Source organism: Brevundimonas sp. DW-iso22 (genome assembly GCF_058725425.1).
The window spans coordinates 488,880-504,400 of record NZ_JBZXEB010000002.1 but is presented as its reverse complement, the minus strand read 5'-3'; the positions used below and the strand labels follow the sequence as shown (position 1 = coordinate 504,400).

The following is a 15,521-nucleotide window of genomic DNA, read 5'->3' as shown; positions in this document are numbered from 1 at the left end:
GCTCCGTCATCGCGGCCAGAACCTGTATTCGACCGGGGTTGCGGGGGCTAGCCCCGCCCACGTTTGCAATCGGCCGGCTGGTACCCCGCCGCTGATGATTCAGCGTCAGGGCGTAACGAACAGACAGGGGCCTTGCCTTGACCACAGGGTCTCGCAGCGCCTCTGGAAAGCGGCGGGGTCGGGTTTGGCGGCACCATCGATCCAGCCCTCCAGCGCATCCAGGGCAGTCATATAGCTGGCGTCTGACAGCTTGCTGTGGTCGGCCTCGTCGGTGGCCACCTGGACCAGCCACTGCGACCGGCCCGCAGCTGCAACCGTGGCGGTATAAAGCGCCTCGACATCGTAACTGACGGTCGGGTCATGCAGGGCATGCAGGGTCAGGGTCGGGCGCACGATCTGGCCGGTCAGGTCGGCGTCATGGGCCAGCATCGCCACGCCTTCGGGGTCAGCGACAAACCGCTCTACCCCGGCATTCAGGGCCGCGTCGCCGGACGAGCCGCTATAGACGGTCTGGCTGTTGTCGAACGGGTTACGCCCATCCAGACGGCGCATCACCATGTCCTGAAACAGGAAGGTGGCCCAGTTCATGTGGCTGACCAATTCGGCCTCTTCGATGCCGATCACGGCCAGAATGTCGCGCAGTTTCGCCGCCTGTTCGGGCGTTCGGCGCTCAGCAGGCTTGTCCACCCCGGTGCAGGTCTCGATCCGGCGACGCAGCTCGGCCCGTGTCATCCGGCTGTCCAGCGGCAGGCCTTGCCAGACGGGATACTGTGTCTCGTTCGGCTCGGGATGATTTGCGCAATAAAACTGATAGACGGCGCGCAGGTCGGCGCGAAAGCCATAGGCCCGCGTCCCGCCCGATACGATGCCATTGGTGATCAGGACGCCGTCGTAGTTCCAGCCGTCCTCGGCATTACCGGCATAGAGCTCTGACGCCTTGGCTGCGACGTTTCCGCCCCAGGACTGACCGTGCAGCAGGGTGCGCTGGGGGCGACCGTACAGCGACCAGAAGATCTTGCGGGCATTGTCCGTATCCTCGGCCGCCATCCGCACGCCATAGCCGCCTCGGCGATAGGTCGAGCCGATCCAGGCATAGCCGTGGCGCACCATGACCGAGAACCGGTCCAGGTCTCCCAGCTCATCTTCTGCTTCGGGACTGCCGGTGCGAGGTCCGCCATGCGAGTGGACGATCAGGCGGCGGTTCCAGTTGGCCGGAACCGCCGCCACGAACCAGGCTCCGTTTTCGTCCTGGCCCGACACGCAGCGCGTGCCGCGCCCGGTCGAGGCCGGACAGTCGATCCGTTGGGTGCGGACGGTGGGTTCGTTCGGCTGCGCCTGACCTGGCGACGAGCTCAGGACAAGCGCCGCTGCGATAAGGCCCAGTCGTTTCATGTCCCGAACTCCCGTCTGTTCCTCAACCTCGATCAGAAGGTCTTGGAAATATTGACGTACCACGACCGGCCATACGGACGCTGTACCGAGCCCAGATAGCCGTTCTCAGCTAGAGACGGTCCCTCGTCGGCCAGATCACGCACCCCGACCCGAACCGCAGTGCCAGACGCGAAGCCCGCTCCGTCGAAGGTGTACTGGCCGTAAAGATTGGCGACCCACTGGTCCTGAACGACCCAGGGTTCGCCCGTCGAACTTAGCAGGCTGGTCTGCTGCACGTCGCCGACATACTGGGTCGACAGACCCGCCCGCCACGGACCGCTGCGCCAGATAAAGGTCGTGCTGACCTTCCACTCCGGCCGGCCGTTCACGGCGATCAACTGACTGGAATCCGGCAGGGGCGTCAGGGCATCGATCGTGCCGTTCTCCCGGGCCTCATACAGGGAATCGATGATATCGCCCGGCTCACGCGAATAGGTCAGCAGCTGTGAGGCGTTCAGGCGGAAAATAAAGGTGCCCCACTCCGTCCGACGTTTGGCCCAAGAGAAGCCGAAGTCGATGCCCTCCACCGTCTGGGGCAGCAGGTTGACGAACTGGTCGTTGATCGAGATCACCTCGCCGACCGGGGCCAGTCCGCTGCCGTCGAACAGGGCGACGTCGTCAGCATCCGGCGCGGCACGCACCACGTTCGGGTTGGATCCGCCCTCGATGCGATTGAGGTAGTCCAGCGTCAGCGCTGCCTCGGCCCCCAGCAGGCCGACGATCTGTTCCTGTTCGATCTTCCAGCGGTCGACCGTAAAGGTGAAGTCGCCCCAGCCTTCCGGCACGAAGCGCGGCTGGAAGACGATGCCGATTGACTGGTTGGTGCTTTCCTCAGGCTGCAGGTCCGGGTTGCCGGCGATCAGCAGAGATGCGCTCGCCCCCTGACCGCACTGGGCCATCGATTCGATCGTTCCGGCCCGCAGCGCAGGCTCGCAGCGAATGAAGTCGGTGCCGCCTGCCAGACGGGCATACTGGGTGGCATTCACCTGTTCCAGGTTCGGTGCGCGGAAACCCTCGGAGTAGGAACCGCGGACCCGAAGACCATCAATGATGTCCCAGGCCACGGCCACCTTCGGCTTGGCGACGCTGCCGAAGTCCGAATACTCCTCGAACCGTCCGGCGACCTGCATGTCCAGGCTGTAGACGAGCGGGATGTTCATGTCAGGCGACACGAGGGGAACGGCAAATTCGACGAAGGCCCCGGCGACTGTGCGGTTGCCGCGCGTGTCCGGGTTGGGGCTGACGGCCGCGACGTTCGAGGGGTTGGTCTCCCCCGTCACGCTGTCGGTAAAGGTGATGGTGCCGTCGACGTTCTCGTCCCGGTCATCGAACTGGGTTTCGCGCCGGAACTCGGCCCCGAAGGCGACGCCCATCGGCCCGGCCGGCAGCTGGAACAGGTCAGGCCGCGACATCTTGAAGTCGGCCAGGGCCAGGGTGGTCCGAGAGAAACGCCGCATGTCGAACATGATCGCGTCGATCGCGGCCGGACTGGACGGCGAGCAGTCGCCGACGCTTGTCGTGGCGATACAGCCGCCGGAGAAGGGGTTGTAGGCATCCGGCGTGGACAGCGACAGCTGCTGTTGTAGCGCGGTCATGTTGATGTTGGGGGAGGTGTCTTCGGCCTCGGCCTCGGAATACAACAGCGCCCCTTCCCAGTCGAAGCCGCGCCATTCACCACGCAGTCCGCCCAGGAAACGGGACTGGAAATTCTTGACCGTCACGGTCTGGAAGCCAGTGTCTACGAAGCGATAGTTAGAAAGCAGGATCGGCAAGCCTGCCGCCGGAACATTGGTCAGGCCCTGAAGGCGGTTGGGATTGGCCGTGCCGTCGGCAAAGGTCACCGGACCGAAGGGGTTCCAGTAGTTGGAGGCCGGAATCCAGATGTCGTTCAGATTGATGACCGGCGGCTGAATGGCGCGGCTTTCGGCGCTGTACAGGCCGATCTCGCCAAACAGGGTCACGTTCGGGGTCAGGTCATAATGGCCGGTCAGGAAGACGTTGGTCCGCTCCAGATCCGACCTGACCGTCGTGCCGGCGCGCGTGTCGTAACGAAGTTCGCGGATCGAACCATTGTATGATCCCGCCCCACTGACCAGGCACAGGCCGTTGTTCAGATTGGCTCCTGAACAGTCGAAGCTCTCTGGCTGAATCCGGAATGCACCCGCCGCCGTGGCCACCACCGTGCCGTTGACGCGCGGGCGCTGAGCCGTCGTACTGCCCGGCGTGCTCAGCCGTGCCCAGGGTGTGTAGGACGAACGGCCATCCGGCACTGTCGAGGTCTCGAAGCCCGGCTCGTTGGCGAAGAAAGGCCGCATGTCGTCGCTGAAAGTGAAGTCCTGGTCCTCGGCCATCATCGCCGAGCGATCGCTGTAGTTGGCGAACAGCGAGACATTGCCGCGGTCGAAATCCTTGCCCGCAAAGATGTTGGCCTCGAACTCCCGCAGGCCCGTGCCCTCGGCCCCGCTGTACTCCGCCTCCATGCGCAGTCCGTCGAAATCGTTCTGCAGGACGGTGTTCACCACCCCGGCTACGGCATCGGCCCCGTAGATGGCGGCCGCGCCGTCCAGCAGGACTTCCAGACGCTCCAGTCCCGACACGGGAATGGCGTTGGAATTGTAGCTCAGCACCGGCACCGTGCCGGTGTCGGACGTGCCCTGGCTGGTCGGGTGCTGGACCATGCGGCGACCGTTGATCAGCACCAGGGTATTGCCGACGCCCAGCGAGCGCAGATCGACTGAGTTGACGTCGCCTCGAGCCGAGTTGCTGGTTTGCGGTCCGTTGGATTCCTCGAACTGCACATCGCCCATCTGGGGGATGGAGCGCATCAGGTCGTCGCCGGACGAGGCCCCGATGGCGTCGATCTGTTCCTGGTCGAACACGACGACCGGCAGGGCTGCCGTGGTCGAGGCTCCCCGGATCTGGGAGCCGACGACGACGACTTCTTCGAGCTCGGTCGCGGTCGGGTCCTGCTCGTCGGTGCCGGTCGCGGCGACAGGCTCAACCGTGTTGCCGGGCACGCTCTGCGCCGCCGCCATTCCGGCCGAGGCGATGAGGGCCAGCGAGGCGGTGCCGCCCAGCAGCAGGGTGCGATGAATGTTTCTCATGGTCTTGTCCTCCCAAATGCCTCGATCGTTCAGTCGATCGTTATGGCGTCCTTGTCTCCGGGCCCCGCCGCCGGATCGGGCGGTGCGGCCAATGCTTTCGGCTTCGACCCCAGCGCCAGATTCATGGCCTCGCGGTCGAGTTGCCCCTCCCAGCGCGCGACGACCAGGGTGGCCACGGCATTGCCGATGAAGTTGGTCAGGGCCCGGCATTCGCTCATGAAGCGGTCGATACCCAGGATCAGGGCCATGCCCGCGATCGGCACCGACGGCACGACCGCCAGCGTCGCCGCCAGGGTGATGAAGCCCGCACCGGTGATGCCTGCCGCCCCTTTGGAGCTCAGCATGGCGACCAGCAACAGCAGGATCTGGTCCTGCAAACTCAGGTCGATGTTCATGGCCTGGGCGATGAACAGTGCCGCCATGGTCATGTAGATGTTGGTGCCGTCCAGATTGAAGGAATAGCCCGTGGGCACGACCAGCCCGACCACCGACTTGGCAGCTCCGGCCCGCTCCATCTTCTGCATCAGGCTGGGCAGGGCCGCTTCGGACGACGAGGTGCCGAGCACCAGCAGCAGTTCTTCCTTCAGATAGGCGACCAGTCGGAAGATCGAGAAGCCATTGGCCCAGGCGACCAGGCCTAGGATGCCGAAGATGAAGATCAGCGACGTCAGGTAGAAGGTGGCGATCAGGGCTGCCAGGTTGGCTATGGTACCCAGGCCATAGGCCCCGATGGTGAAGGCGAAGGCTCCGAACGCCCCGATCGGGGCCGCCTTCATCAGTATGGCCACCAGTTTGAAGACGATCTGGCTCAGCGATTCGAACGCCCTCTGCACGGGGGCGGCCGCGTCGCCGATGATAGCCATCGCGATCCCGAACAGGATCGACACGAACAGGACCTGCAGGATGTTGCCTTCGACGAAGGCGCTGAACAGGGTGTCGGGAATGATGCTGGTCAGGAAGCCGACGATCGTCGTCTCATGCGCCGCACTGGCATACTGGGCGACGGCCCCGGCGTTCAGCGTCGCCGGATCGATGTTCAGGCCGCGACCGGGCTGAACCACATTGGCGATGATCAGGCCGATGATCAGGGCCAGGGTCGAGAAGAAGAAGAAATAGGCAAAGGCCTTGGCGGCCACCCGCCCGATCTGTTTCAGGTCCCGCATGCCGGCGATACCGGTCACGATGGTCAGGAAGATCACCGGCGCGATGATCATCTTCACCAGCTTGATGAAGCCGTCGCCCAGTGGCTTCAGGCTTTCGCCGAACTCGGGGAAGAAGTGGCCGATCGCACCACCCGCCACAATGGCCAGCAGAACCATGAAGTACAGGCTGCGATAGAAGGGTCGACGAACGACGGGCGCGCCGGGCGCGGCAACTGGATGCAACAAGAGACCTCCCTTGGGTCCCGTGCCGGGTCCCGGTCTGCACGACGCTCTGTGGCGCGATTGCGACCAGTATCGGTGAAGGAGAATCTGCGGCAAGGCGGACGATCCGGTGCAGCAGGCTGTTGTTATTTATTGCCTTTTCTCCGTGAAGATTAGATGGCGGCAGATTTTTGTGCGCCATTCCGCACGTCTGTATTGGACATTTGTGCGGATATCCGCATAGTCGCGGCATGCGCCTCATGACGTCCCCCGCCGACCAGTGGCGACTGTTCGCGGCGGCCTGGCTGGTCGTGGCGGTCCTTACCGTGACGGCTGGCGGCGAGTTCGCGCGCCGGGATGCCCAGGCCACCGCAACCCGCCAGGCCATCACCGCCAGTGCCCTGCATGCTGCGGTTCTTCGCAGCGAACTGGAGCGCCATGAATCCCTGCCTCGCGTCCTGTCGCAGGACCCGGATCTGGCCCGCATGCTGGTCGCGCCCGATGCGGCCTCCGCCGATCGTCTGAACCGCAAGTTCGAGACCCTGGCCACTGATGTTCGGGCCGCAGCCATCTATGCGCTGGACGCCAACGGCCGCACCCTGGCGGCCAGCAACTGGCGACTGCCGACCAGCTTCGTCGGCTCCGATTATCAGTTCCGTCCTTACTATTACCGGGCCATGCGCGATGGTCAGGCGTCCTTCTTCGCTCTGGGCACCGTCAGCGGGCGCCCGGGCCTTTATCTGTCCAGACGGGTGGACGATGGGGCGGGCCAGCCCCTGGGCGTCATCGTGGCCAAGGTCGAGTTCGACGCCCTGGAGGCCGACTGGCGCGCTTCGGGTGAACCGACCTATGTCACGGATGCTGATGGCGTCGTGGTCGTCACAACTGTCCCTGCGTGGCGGTTTCGCACCGAGGAGCCCCTATCGGCCGACCTTCGCCGCCGTCTGGCCGCGACCCAGGCCGCAGGTCCGGTCACGCCCGGCGTCCTGCCCTTCGATGCGGACGATCGCCCGATGGTGCGGATCTCATCGGATGTCTCGCCTGATCTGTATGCCGTAGCCTCTGACGCCATAGCGGACATGGGCTGGAGGCTGACCCTGCTGGCCCCTGCGGGCGAGGCTGTCTCCCGCGCCGTCGCCGGGGCACGCTGGCTGGCCTTCGTCAGCGTGGGCCTGCTGGCCGCCCTGACCGGCATCCTGCTGCGCCGCCGTCAGCGGGCTGCGGCGCGAGCCACCGAGGCCGAACAGGCCCGCATCGAACTGGAGCATCAGATCGACCTGCGGACGTCGGAACTGCGCGCGACCAATGATCTGCTGAACACCGAGATCGATGAGCGGCGGCGGCTCGAAACCATTCGCCAGGACCTTCAGGACGACCTGATCCAGGCCAACAAACTCGCCACCCTTGGCCAGATCGCGGCGGGCGTGGCGCATGAGATCAACCAGCCGATCGCCGCCATTCGCACCCACGCCGACAGTGCCTCTGTGTTGTTGCGGCGCGACGACAGCGCCGGAGCTCTGCGCTCTCTGGGCAATATCGACCATCTGACCGAGCGGGTCGGCGTGATCACCGACGAACTACGCGCCTTTGCCCGAAAGACCCGGTCCGAGACCGTTGCCGTCCCGGTGGATGGGGCGATCGACGGGGCCCTGCTGCTGGTCGCCGGTCGCCTTCGCGAAAAGGGGATAGAGCTGGAACGCACCCCTCTGCCGGCTGGACTGTCGGTCAAGGCCGAACGCAACCGCCTGGAACAGGTGGTGCTGAACCTGCTTCAGAATGCGATCGAAGCGCTGGAGGGCATCGCGGACCCGCGCATCACACTTGGGGCCCGGATCGAAGACGACCATGTGATCCTCCACGTCGCGGACAATGGTCCGGGCGTTGCGGCCGATGTTCGCGAGCGTCTGTTCACCCCCTTCACCACCAGCAAGCGCGACGGCATGGGACTGGGTCTGGTCATCAGCCGCGACATCGTGGCGGCTTTTGGAGGTGAACTGTCGCTGGAGCCCTCCTCTCAAGGGGCCCGCTTTGCCATTCGACTGGCCAGGGCCAGATGAGCTTTCGCGCCCTCAACCGTGTCGCCCTGATCGACGACGACGACGCCTTCCGCCTGGCCCTGACTGAGCGGCTGTCGCTGGAAGACCTGGCCATTTCCGCCTTCTCTTCTGCGGAGGCCGCGCTCAAGGCCCTGAACGACGGGTTCGAAGGCGTGGTCGTCACGGACCTGCGCATGCCCGGCATGGACGGTCGCCAGCTGGTCGAGCGGCTGAACGGCCTCGATCCGGACCTGCCCGTCGTCATGATGACCGGGCATGGCGACATCGCCGATGCCGTCGAGGCGATGAAGCGCGGGGCCTATGACTTTCTGGCCAAGCCCTTTGCTCCGGAGCGGCTGGTCGAGACCCTGCGACGTGCGCTGGAGAAGCGCGCTCTGGTGCTGGACAATCGCCGACTGGCCTCCGCCGTGGCCGATGACGAAGGCTCGATCCCGCTGAGCGGCGACAGCCCGGCCATCGAGCGGCTTAGGGGGGCCATCCAGCGACTGGCGGACGCCCAGGTCGATGTGCTGATCGAAGGCGAGACCGGGGCCGGCAAGGAGGCGGTGGCGCGAGCCATCCATAATGCCGGTCGTCGTCGGCCCAGACCCTTCGTGACCGTATCCTGCGCCGCCCTGCCGGAAACCGGACTGGAGAGCCTGCTGATGGGCGATGGGGCAGGGCCGACAGGAAGTCTGCGTCGTCGTGAAGGCCAGATCGAACAGTCGCACCAGGGCACGCTGTTTCTGGACGAGATCGATCTGGCCCCGCCCTCGGCTCAACGCCTGCTGCTGCGGGTGCTGGAGGAACGCGAGATACTGCCGGTCGGGGCCATGGAGCCACACGCCCTGGACCTTCGTATCCTGGCCTCGACCAAGGGCGACCCTGCCGAGGCGGTGGCGGCAGGCACCCTGCGCGAGGATCTCTACTACCGCCTGAACGTCATCCGCCTGCGTACACCGCCCCTGCGTGAACGGCGCGATGACGTTCCCCTGCTGTTTGCCCGCTTTCTGGATCGCGCCGCCAGTCGGCTGGGCCGTGAACCGCCCCCGATCGACCACGCCATCCGGCGTCGGCTGATCGAACATGACTGGCCCGGCAACCTGCGTGAACTGTCGAACTACGCCAGCCAGATTGCCGTGGGGATCGCTCATCCGGAAATATTGGGCACATCACAGGAGGGGCTGGTTCATCGCGTCCAGACCTATGAAGCCCAGCTCATCCGCGAGTCCCTGACCCGGCATCAGGGCGACATCCGTCAGGTCACAGCCGAGCTCCAGATCCCGCGCAAGACCCTCTATGACAAGATGTCCCGACACGGGCTGGTCCCCGCCAGGCATCGCCTCAGATAGCCGTCGGTTCAGGTCGGCTATCCCGGCCTATTTCCACTTCGACCCGTCGCCATGCTTGCCGATGCTGGCCCACTCCGGCGGGGCGGCCTTGTGGATGTATTGCTCGGACACCATCCAGCCCTTGATGGGCCTGAGGACCGCCAGACAGGCGAGGACCAGCAGTGGCATGGTCACCACCAGATGCACCCAGATCGGTGGCTGGATCGTGAATTCGAACCACATGAACAGGCCCAGACCTACCGTCCCGACACCGGTCATGCCGAAGAAGGCCGGACCATCAGCCGGATCGGCAAAGCTGTAGTCCAGGCCACACTCCGGGCAGGCATCCCTGATCTTCAGATAGCCCCGCAGCAACGGCCCCTTGCCACAACGCGGGCACCGGCAGCGCAGGCCGGTCGAAAGGGTGCTGAGCGGCGGATAGACAGGATCGGTCATGGCGCTGATGTCGGCCTCATACCTGCCGATGGCAAGCGGCACCTTTGTCGCGGCGACCGGTGGTCACTGATCGTTAACTGCGTTGAAAGGCCGAACCCGTAACCGTGCGCGCACATGTCCGGGGTTTCCGTCAGCAAGCGCGTCCTTCGCACCACCGTGGCCGCCGCCGCGGCGGGTGCAGTCGCGTTCTCGCCCCTGGCTCCGCTGGCTCAGGAAGGCGGCGCAGCGCTCGACCCCGTCACCATACGCATCGGGGCCAACAGCGAATTCACACGGGTCGAGTTTGCGGGCGTCATCGGCTCGCGCTCCCGCGTGCGACGCGAGGGCCGCAACATCATCGTGCGGATCGGCACGACCGCTGCCCCCGACGTCTCACGCCTGAAGGTCGATCCGCCTCCTGGCGTCGAAAAGGTCGAAACTCGTGCCGTCACCGGCGGCACCGAACTGGTCCTGACCTTGACGGAGGCTGGCGACGCCCGCTCGGGCAGCGCGGACGGGGCGGTCTATTTGAATCTTTATGCCCAGGCGGCCGAGGTTCCGGCACCAGCAGTCGGCAGCGCCGCCGCCACCGTTCCGGTCACGACCCGCGCCGAGGCCGGGCGCGTCACGCTCGAATTTGGCTGGACCACGCCGGTCGGGGCCGCCGTCTTCCGGCGCGGCGAGGCGGTCTGGGTCGTCTTCGACACCCGCGCCCGCCTGGACATGGCCGGCGCCAAGGCCCTGGGACCGGTGACCGATGCCAAGTGGACGGCGGGGGCCGACCATGTCGCCGTGCGCATCGCCGCACCGCAAGCCCTGGCCGTCTCGGCCGTCGCCGACGGTACGACATGGCGCGTAACAGTCGGAGGGTCGCCCACGGCCGTCGAGGGCGTGCAGATTGCGCGCGACGACAGCGGTGATGCCGCCCTGGTGGCGCGCATGGCCGGGGCCACAAAAGCGGTCTGGCTGACCGACCCCGTCGCGGGCGACCGCTTTGCTGCCGTCACCGCCCTGGCCCCCGGCAAGGGGTTTGGTGCCCGCCGCAAGACGATGGACCTGGCCCTGCTGCCGACGGCGCATGGCCTGGCCGTCGAAACGACGGCACCGGACCTCGCGATCCTGGCCCAGGGCGATCTGGTGACCCTCAGCCGCCCTGGCGGTCTGATCCTGTCGCCTCCTTCCGCGGAACTCGAGGCAGGTCAGCTTCAGGCTGACGCCCCCGCCCGCGCCAGACATCCAGGCCTGATCATGGCCGAATGGGCCGATGTCGGGACTGACGGCTTCTCAACCCGGTATCGGCTGCTTCAGGATACGGCCGCGCTGGAGGCCCAGAGTGCTGGCGACGACCCCCGCGCCCCCGCCGAGGCCCGCTTCGCCTTCGCCCGCTTCCTCGTCGGTTCTGGCCTTGGCTACGAAGCCATCGGGGTCCTGAATGCCATCGTGGCGCAGCAGCCGAACATGATCGGCGAGCCCGAGTTGCGCGGCCTGCGCGGTGCCGCTCGTGCCTCCATCGGCCGCATGGAAGAGGCGCAAGGCGACTTCGCCTCTGCCGCCGTGGCGGGCGACCCTGCGTCCTCGGTCTGGCGCGGCTATATCGCCTCGACCCAGGGCGACTATGTCAGCGCCCGACAGGCCTTTGCCGCCGGTGCCTCGGCTATCGACCAGTTTCCGGCGGAGTGGCGGGCTCGCTTCGGCGCGGCCCACGCCCTCGCGGCTCTGGAGACCGGCGACCTGGAAGCCACCCGCGCCCTGCTGAGCTATGCCTTCAGTCAGGAAGCACCGGCTGCTGACGAGCTGGCCGCACGTCTGGTCCAGGCCAGGATGTTCGAGATCGATGGACAGTCGGACAAGGCGCTGGCCGTCTATACTGCCGTCGGCCGCGCCCCGATGGAGGCCGTATCGGTGCCCGCCAAGCTGGGGGCCGTACGCCTGTCGATGGCCAAGGGCGCGATGACACCCGCCGCCGCTGCCGCCCAGCTGGAGAGCCTGCGCTGGCGCTGGCGCGGGGATGCCACCGAACTGGCCGTCATCCGGCAATTGGGTCAGCTTTATCTGTCGCAGGGCCTGTACCGCGAGGCGCTGACGGCGCTGAAGGCGGCGGGGCCTCGCATGGCCCGTCTGCCGGGGGCACCCGAGATCCAGGCCGATCTGAACAACGCCTTCCGTGCCCTGTTCCTGGAGGGCGGGGCCGATGGACTTCAGCCGATCCAGGCGCTGGGGTTGTTCTACGATTTCCGCGAACTGACCCCGATCGGGGCCGACGGCGACGAGATGGTCCGTCGCCTGGCCCGTCGTCTGGTAGATGTCGATTTGCTTCCCCAGGCGGCGGAACTGCTCAAATACCAGGTCGAAAACCGGCTGGAGGGCGTGGCCAAGGCCCAGGTCGCCACCGATCTGGCCACCGTCTATCTGATGGACCGCCAGGCCGAGCCGGCCTTGCAGGCTCTCTGGTCCTCACGCTCGACCCTGTTGCCCACGGCCCTGAACGCCGAGCGCCGCGCGCTGGAAGCGCGCGCCCTGACGCAACTGGGCCGCTACGATCATGCGCTGGAAATCCTGGGCGCCGACAACGGCCCGGACGCGCGGGCGGTGAAGGCGGAAATCTTCTGGAAGCAGCAGCAGTGGCCCCAGGCCGCGGCCCTTTATGAAGCTGGCCTGGGCGAGCGCTACAAGGCGGGTGGGGCCTTGACGGCGGACGAGGAGGCGCGGCTGCTGCGCGCCGGGATCGGCTATTCCCTGGGTCAGGATGGAACGGCTCTCAGCCGTCTGTCGCGCAACTATCGCCCCTATGTAGCCGGGGCGCGCAACAAGTCGGCCCTGTCGATCGCCCTGGACGGTCTGGACGGAACCGACAGCGAGACCTCTGCCGCCGACTTCGCCGGACTGGCCGCCTCTGCCGACACCTTCGCCGGTTGGGTCACCACCATGAAGACCGAGCTCAGAACGAAAACGGGCGGGGACCCTGCGGCCCCCGCCCGTTCGCAAGCTGCGACAGCAGCGCCGGCCTCTGCGAGACCGGCGGCCTAAGTCTTACTTGTTGACCGCATCCTTCAGCGGCTTGGAGACGCGGAAGCGCACGGCCTTGGAGGCGGCGATCTTGATGGTCGCGCCCGTGGCAGGGTTGCGGCCTTCGCGAGCGGCGCGGGCGGCCGTGTCGAACACACCCAGGTTCGAGATGCGGACGTCGCCACCGGCGGTCAGCGACGAATGGATGTTCTTGACGATGGCTTCCAGCACGCGGCCGGCGTCAGCTTGGCTGACGCCTGCATCCTTGGCGACGGAGGCGATGAGTTCGGCTTGAGTAGTCATATGGGTCGTTTCCCGATGAAAGCTCGCTCCGATTCAGGAGCGATGACGGGGGGATGAGGGCGACTTTTTACAGACAATGCAAGCGCCTTTGCCTCTGTAGTGCCCGCAGGGTGGGGATTTATCCCGCGCCGGACGCCCTCTGGAAGCTCTCGACCAGGCTTCCGCACACCAGTCTCCAGCCATCCACGAGTACGAAAAAGATCAGCTTGAACGGCAGAGAGATCACCACCGGCGGCAGCATCATCATACCCATGGACATCAGCACGCTGGCGACCACCAGATCGATCACAAGGAACGGAACGAAAAGGAGAAATCCGATCGTGAAGGCGGTCTTCAGCTCACTGATCATGAAGGCCGGAGTGACCACCCGCAGGGGCAGTTCGATGGGCGGCGTGGTGGCCTCCACGGCCGACAGCCGCGTGAACAGGGCCAGGTCGTCGGGGTCGACCTGAGACAGCATGAAAGTCTTCACAGGTTCCGCCGCCGCATCGAAGGCCTGGGGCAGCTCCATCTGCTGATCCATCAGGGGACGGATGCCCGAATCATAGGCGTCCTGCCAGGTCGGGGCCATGACGACGGCACTCAGGAACAGGGCCAGGGACACGATCACGGCGTTGGGCGGCGACTGCTGCATGCCCAGCGCGGTCCGCAGCAGCGACAGCACCACGACGATCCGCACGAAGCTGGTGGTCATGATCACGATCGACGGGGCCAGCGACAGCACGGTCATCAGACCGACCAGTTGCACCACCCGCTCGGTCAGTCCGGCTCCGGTGCCCAGATCGACATTGATTGCCGCCCCGCCCGAGGCGACGTCCTGCGCAAACGCCCCCAGTGGCCACAGCATGCACAGCAGGGTCGCGATCAGCGACAGCCTGGCCGCCCTGGCCAGCTCTGCGCGGGTCGGGACGACGAAGAGGCCGGACAGTTTCACTGGTCCGATCCCCGCGGCTCGATCAGTTCGCGCCCTTCGCCCAGCACCAGCAGGCGTTCCTCGTTATCGATGCGCACCAGAACCAGCCGCCGCGCGGGATCCAGCACCAGGGTCTCGACGACCTGCATCCGACGCGGCCCGCGCTCGGCGCTCAGCTTGGCCAGCAACTGCGGCGCATAGCGGCGTGCGGCCCAAGCGGCCAGGCCGATGATGCCCAGGGTGAAGGCCAGGGCGAACAGTGCCCGCAACAGATTGAAGAAGGTGTCCATGCGCCGCCGGTCCCGCCGGCATAGGTCGTCCGGCCCGCCAGATGTCGGCCATCGTGGTTAATGACCCGTATAGATAACGTCCCATTAACCATGCACACGGCATTTTCTGCCCATCTTCTATGGGACGACTCACGTCCGGAGCGATGTCCGTGGGCTTCACCGACCTGCCACTGCTGAGCCAGATCAAGGGCCGCCTGTCCTGGCTGGACGAGCGCCAGCGGGTCGTCGCCCAGAATGTCGCCAACTCCGACACCCCCGGCTATGTCGCCCGCGATCTGCAACAGCCGACCGACTTCGCCGCCGCCATGGCGCGGGGACAGGGCGTACAGATGACCCGCACCAGCGCCATGCACATAGCGCCGCAAGGGCAGGTCGCGCGTTTTGAAAGCAAATCGGCACCCGATTCCGAGACCACGCTGGATGGCAACTCGGTCGTGGTCGAGGAGCAGATGCTCAAGATGGCCGAGAGCCGAATGGCTTATGACGCCGCCATCGGCTTCTACCAGAAATCCATGCAGATGCTGCGGATGGCCGCGCGCAAACCCGGCGCGGCCTAGGGCCAGGAGACTGATCGATGACCGATGCCGTACCGCCCAGAAACAGCGCCATGGCCGTGGCCGCCAGCGCCCTGAAGGCCCAGCAGTCGCGCATGCGCGTGATCGCCGAGAACATCGCCAACGCCCAGTCCACGGCCCCGACCGCGGGCGGCGAGCCCTATCGTCGTCAGGTGCCGGTCTTCCAGGCGCGCGAGATAGACGGCGCGACCGGCGTGACCCTGGCCGAGGTTCGTCCCGACATGGGCGACTTCCGTAGCGAATACGATCCGTCCCATCCGGCGGCGAACGGCGAGGGCTATGTCCTGCGTCCCAACGTCGACACCCTGGTCGAGGCGATGGACATGCGCGAGGCCCAGCGCGCCTATGAGGCCAATCTGAACGTCATCGAGACGGCGCGGTCGATGGAGACCCGCACCCTCGATCTCCTCAAGCGCTAAAGGCTAGCCCATGAATCCGATGATGGCGGCAAAGGCCTATGCCTCGATCCAGGGCGGGGCCATGCCCACCGCCCCGGTGCAGGGGCCCGCACAATCCGGCTTTGCCGAAATGCTGACCAGCGTCATGGGCGATATGACCCAGACGTCCAAGGCCGCCGAAACCCAGATGGCCGCCTCGGTCCAGGGCCAGGGCAGCCTGATCGACGTCGTCACCGCCGTCTCATCCGCCGAGGCGTCGCTGGAAACCGTCATGGCCGTCCGCGACCAGGTGATCCAGGCCTATCAGGAAATCATGCGGATGCCGATCTGACGGC

The 15,521-nt window shown here is 66.0% G+C and carries 13 protein-coding genes; 6 read left to right on the top strand and 7 right to left on the bottom strand.

Features of this window, described 5'->3' with window-relative positions:
* Positions 1-105: 105 nt before the first annotated feature.
* The 3 genes from AC4PRM_RS02435 to AC4PRM_RS02425 are packed head-to-tail and all read right to left on the bottom strand — an operon-like array spanning position 106 to position 5,923.
* Positions 106-1,392, bottom strand: a complete 1,287-nt coding sequence (locus AC4PRM_RS02435; RefSeq protein WP_492038648.1) for a hypothetical protein — start codon at positions 1,390-1,392, stop codon at positions 106-108.
* 32 nt (positions 1,393-1,424) lie between these two features.
* Positions 1,425-4,535 carry a TonB-dependent receptor plug domain-containing protein gene (locus tag AC4PRM_RS02430; RefSeq protein ID WP_492038647.1) on the bottom strand — a complete coding sequence of 1,037 codons (3,111 nt, stop codon included), beginning with the start codon at positions 4,533-4,535 and terminating at the stop codon, positions 1,425-1,427.
* Between the two features lie 29 nt (positions 4,536-4,564).
* Positions 4,565-5,923, bottom strand: coding sequence for a dicarboxylate/amino acid:cation symporter (locus AC4PRM_RS02425; RefSeq protein WP_373255919.1), 1,359 nt, complete (start codon positions 5,921-5,923; stop codon positions 4,565-4,567).
* A 236-nt stretch (positions 5,924-6,159) separates the two neighbouring features.
* Here AC4PRM_RS02425 and AC4PRM_RS02420 point away from each other — a divergent pair, with 236 nt between their 5' ends.
* Both AC4PRM_RS02420 and AC4PRM_RS02415 read left to right on the top strand, forming a co-directional pair.
* Complete coding sequence (locus AC4PRM_RS02420) at positions 6,160-7,956, top strand: sensor histidine kinase (RefSeq protein ID WP_492038646.1); 1,797 nt, start codon at positions 6,160-6,162, stop codon at positions 7,954-7,956.
* Positions 7,953-9,287: a sigma-54-dependent transcriptional regulator gene (locus AC4PRM_RS02415; RefSeq protein ID WP_492038645.1), complete on the top strand. Its 1,335-nt coding sequence runs from the start codon at positions 7,953-7,955 to the stop codon at positions 9,285-9,287. Before AC4PRM_RS02420 ends, AC4PRM_RS02415 begins: the two co-directional genes overlap by 4 nt.
* A 27-nt stretch (positions 9,288-9,314) precedes the next feature.
* Here AC4PRM_RS02415 and AC4PRM_RS02410 read toward each other — a convergent pair whose 3' ends face one another.
* Positions 9,315-9,722 carry a DUF983 domain-containing protein gene (locus tag AC4PRM_RS02410; RefSeq protein WP_492038644.1) on the bottom strand — a complete coding sequence of 136 codons (408 nt, stop codon included), beginning with the start codon at positions 9,720-9,722 and terminating at the stop codon, positions 9,315-9,317.
* A gap of 114 nt (positions 9,723-9,836) precedes the next feature.
* Here AC4PRM_RS02410 and AC4PRM_RS02405 point away from each other — a divergent pair, with 114 nt between their 5' ends.
* Complete coding sequence (locus tag AC4PRM_RS02405; protein ID WP_492038643.1) at positions 9,837-12,728, top strand: tetratricopeptide repeat protein; 2,892 nt, start codon at positions 9,837-9,839, stop codon at positions 12,726-12,728.
* Between the two features lie 3 nt (positions 12,729-12,731).
* Here the strand turns inward: AC4PRM_RS02405 and AC4PRM_RS02400 are convergent, their stop codons facing one another.
* The 3 genes from AC4PRM_RS02400 to AC4PRM_RS02390 all read right to left on the bottom strand — a co-directional run bounded on the left by AC4PRM_RS02400 (position 12,732) and on the right by AC4PRM_RS02390 (position 14,213).
* Entirely contained in the window at positions 12,732-13,010 is a 279-nt protein-coding gene (locus AC4PRM_RS02400) for an HU family DNA-binding protein (protein WP_373255914.1), read from the bottom strand.
* A gap of 118 nt (positions 13,011-13,128) precedes the next feature.
* Positions 13,129-13,944, bottom strand: coding sequence for a flagellar type III secretion system pore protein FliP (gene fliP, locus AC4PRM_RS02395; RefSeq protein WP_487922881.1), 816 nt, complete (start codon positions 13,942-13,944; stop codon positions 13,129-13,131).
* A complete protein-coding gene (locus AC4PRM_RS02390; RefSeq protein ID WP_492038642.1) occupies positions 13,941-14,213 on the bottom strand; it encodes a FliO/MopB family protein in 273 nt (90 codons plus the stop codon). Before AC4PRM_RS02390 ends, fliP begins: the two co-directional genes overlap by 4 nt.
* 149 nt (positions 14,214-14,362) lie before the next feature.
* Here AC4PRM_RS02390 and flgB point away from each other — a divergent pair, with 149 nt between their 5' ends.
* Genes flgB through fliE form a run of 3 tightly spaced genes read left to right on the top strand, consistent with a single transcriptional unit; the run spans position 14,363 to position 15,517 of the window.
* Positions 14,363-14,770: a flagellar basal body rod protein FlgB gene (flgB, locus tag AC4PRM_RS02385; RefSeq protein ID WP_487922882.1), complete on the top strand. Its 408-nt coding sequence runs from the start codon at positions 14,363-14,365 to the stop codon at positions 14,768-14,770.
* Between the two features lie 50 nt (positions 14,771-14,820).
* Positions 14,821-15,207, top strand: a complete 387-nt coding sequence (gene flgC, locus AC4PRM_RS02380; protein WP_373256775.1) for a flagellar basal body rod protein FlgC — start codon at positions 14,821-14,823, stop codon at positions 15,205-15,207.
* 10 nt (positions 15,208-15,217) lie between these two features.
* Positions 15,218-15,517 carry a flagellar hook-basal body complex protein FliE gene (fliE, locus tag AC4PRM_RS02375; protein ID WP_292170918.1) on the top strand — a complete coding sequence of 100 codons (300 nt, stop codon included), beginning with the start codon at positions 15,218-15,220 and terminating at the stop codon, positions 15,515-15,517.
* Positions 15,518-15,521 lie beyond the last annotated feature (4 nt).

What these genes read in the sequence shown, in the direction of transcription:
- AC4PRM_RS02435 (WP_492038648.1), bottom strand. Translation starts at nt 1,392, where the DNA reads ATGAAACGACTGGGCCTTATCGCAGCGGCGCTTGTCCTGAGCTCGTCG.
- AC4PRM_RS02430 (WP_492038647.1), bottom strand. Translation starts at nt 4,535, where the DNA reads ATGAGAAACATTCATCGCACCCTGCTGCTGGGCGGCACCGCCTCGCTG.
- AC4PRM_RS02420 (WP_492038646.1), top strand. Translation starts at nt 6,160, where the DNA reads ATGACGTCCCCCGCCGACCAGTGGCGACTGTTCGCGGCGGCCTGGCTG.
- AC4PRM_RS02415 (WP_492038645.1), top strand. Translation starts at nt 7,953, where the DNA reads ATGAGCTTTCGCGCCCTCAACCGTGTCGCCCTGATCGACGACGACGAC.
- AC4PRM_RS02410 (WP_492038644.1), bottom strand. Translation starts at nt 9,722, where the DNA reads ATGACCGATCCTGTCTATCCGCCGCTCAGCACCCTTTCGACCGGCCTG.
- AC4PRM_RS02405 (WP_492038643.1), top strand. Translation starts at nt 9,837, where the DNA reads ATGTCCGGGGTTTCCGTCAGCAAGCGCGTCCTTCGCACCACCGTGGCC.
- AC4PRM_RS02400 (WP_373255914.1), bottom strand. Translation starts at nt 13,010, where the DNA reads ATGACTACTCAAGCCGAACTCATCGCCTCCGTCGCCAAGGATGCAGGC.
- AC4PRM_RS02390 (WP_492038642.1), bottom strand. Translation starts at nt 14,213, where the DNA reads ATGGACACCTTCTTCAATCTGTTGCGGGCACTGTTCGCCCTGGCCTTC.
- flgC (WP_373256775.1), top strand. Translation starts at nt 14,821, where the DNA reads ATGGCCGTGGCCGCCAGCGCCCTGAAGGCCCAGCAGTCGCGCATGCGC.
- fliE (WP_292170918.1), top strand. Translation starts at nt 15,218, where the DNA reads ATGAATCCGATGATGGCGGCAAAGGCCTATGCCTCGATCCAGGGCGGG.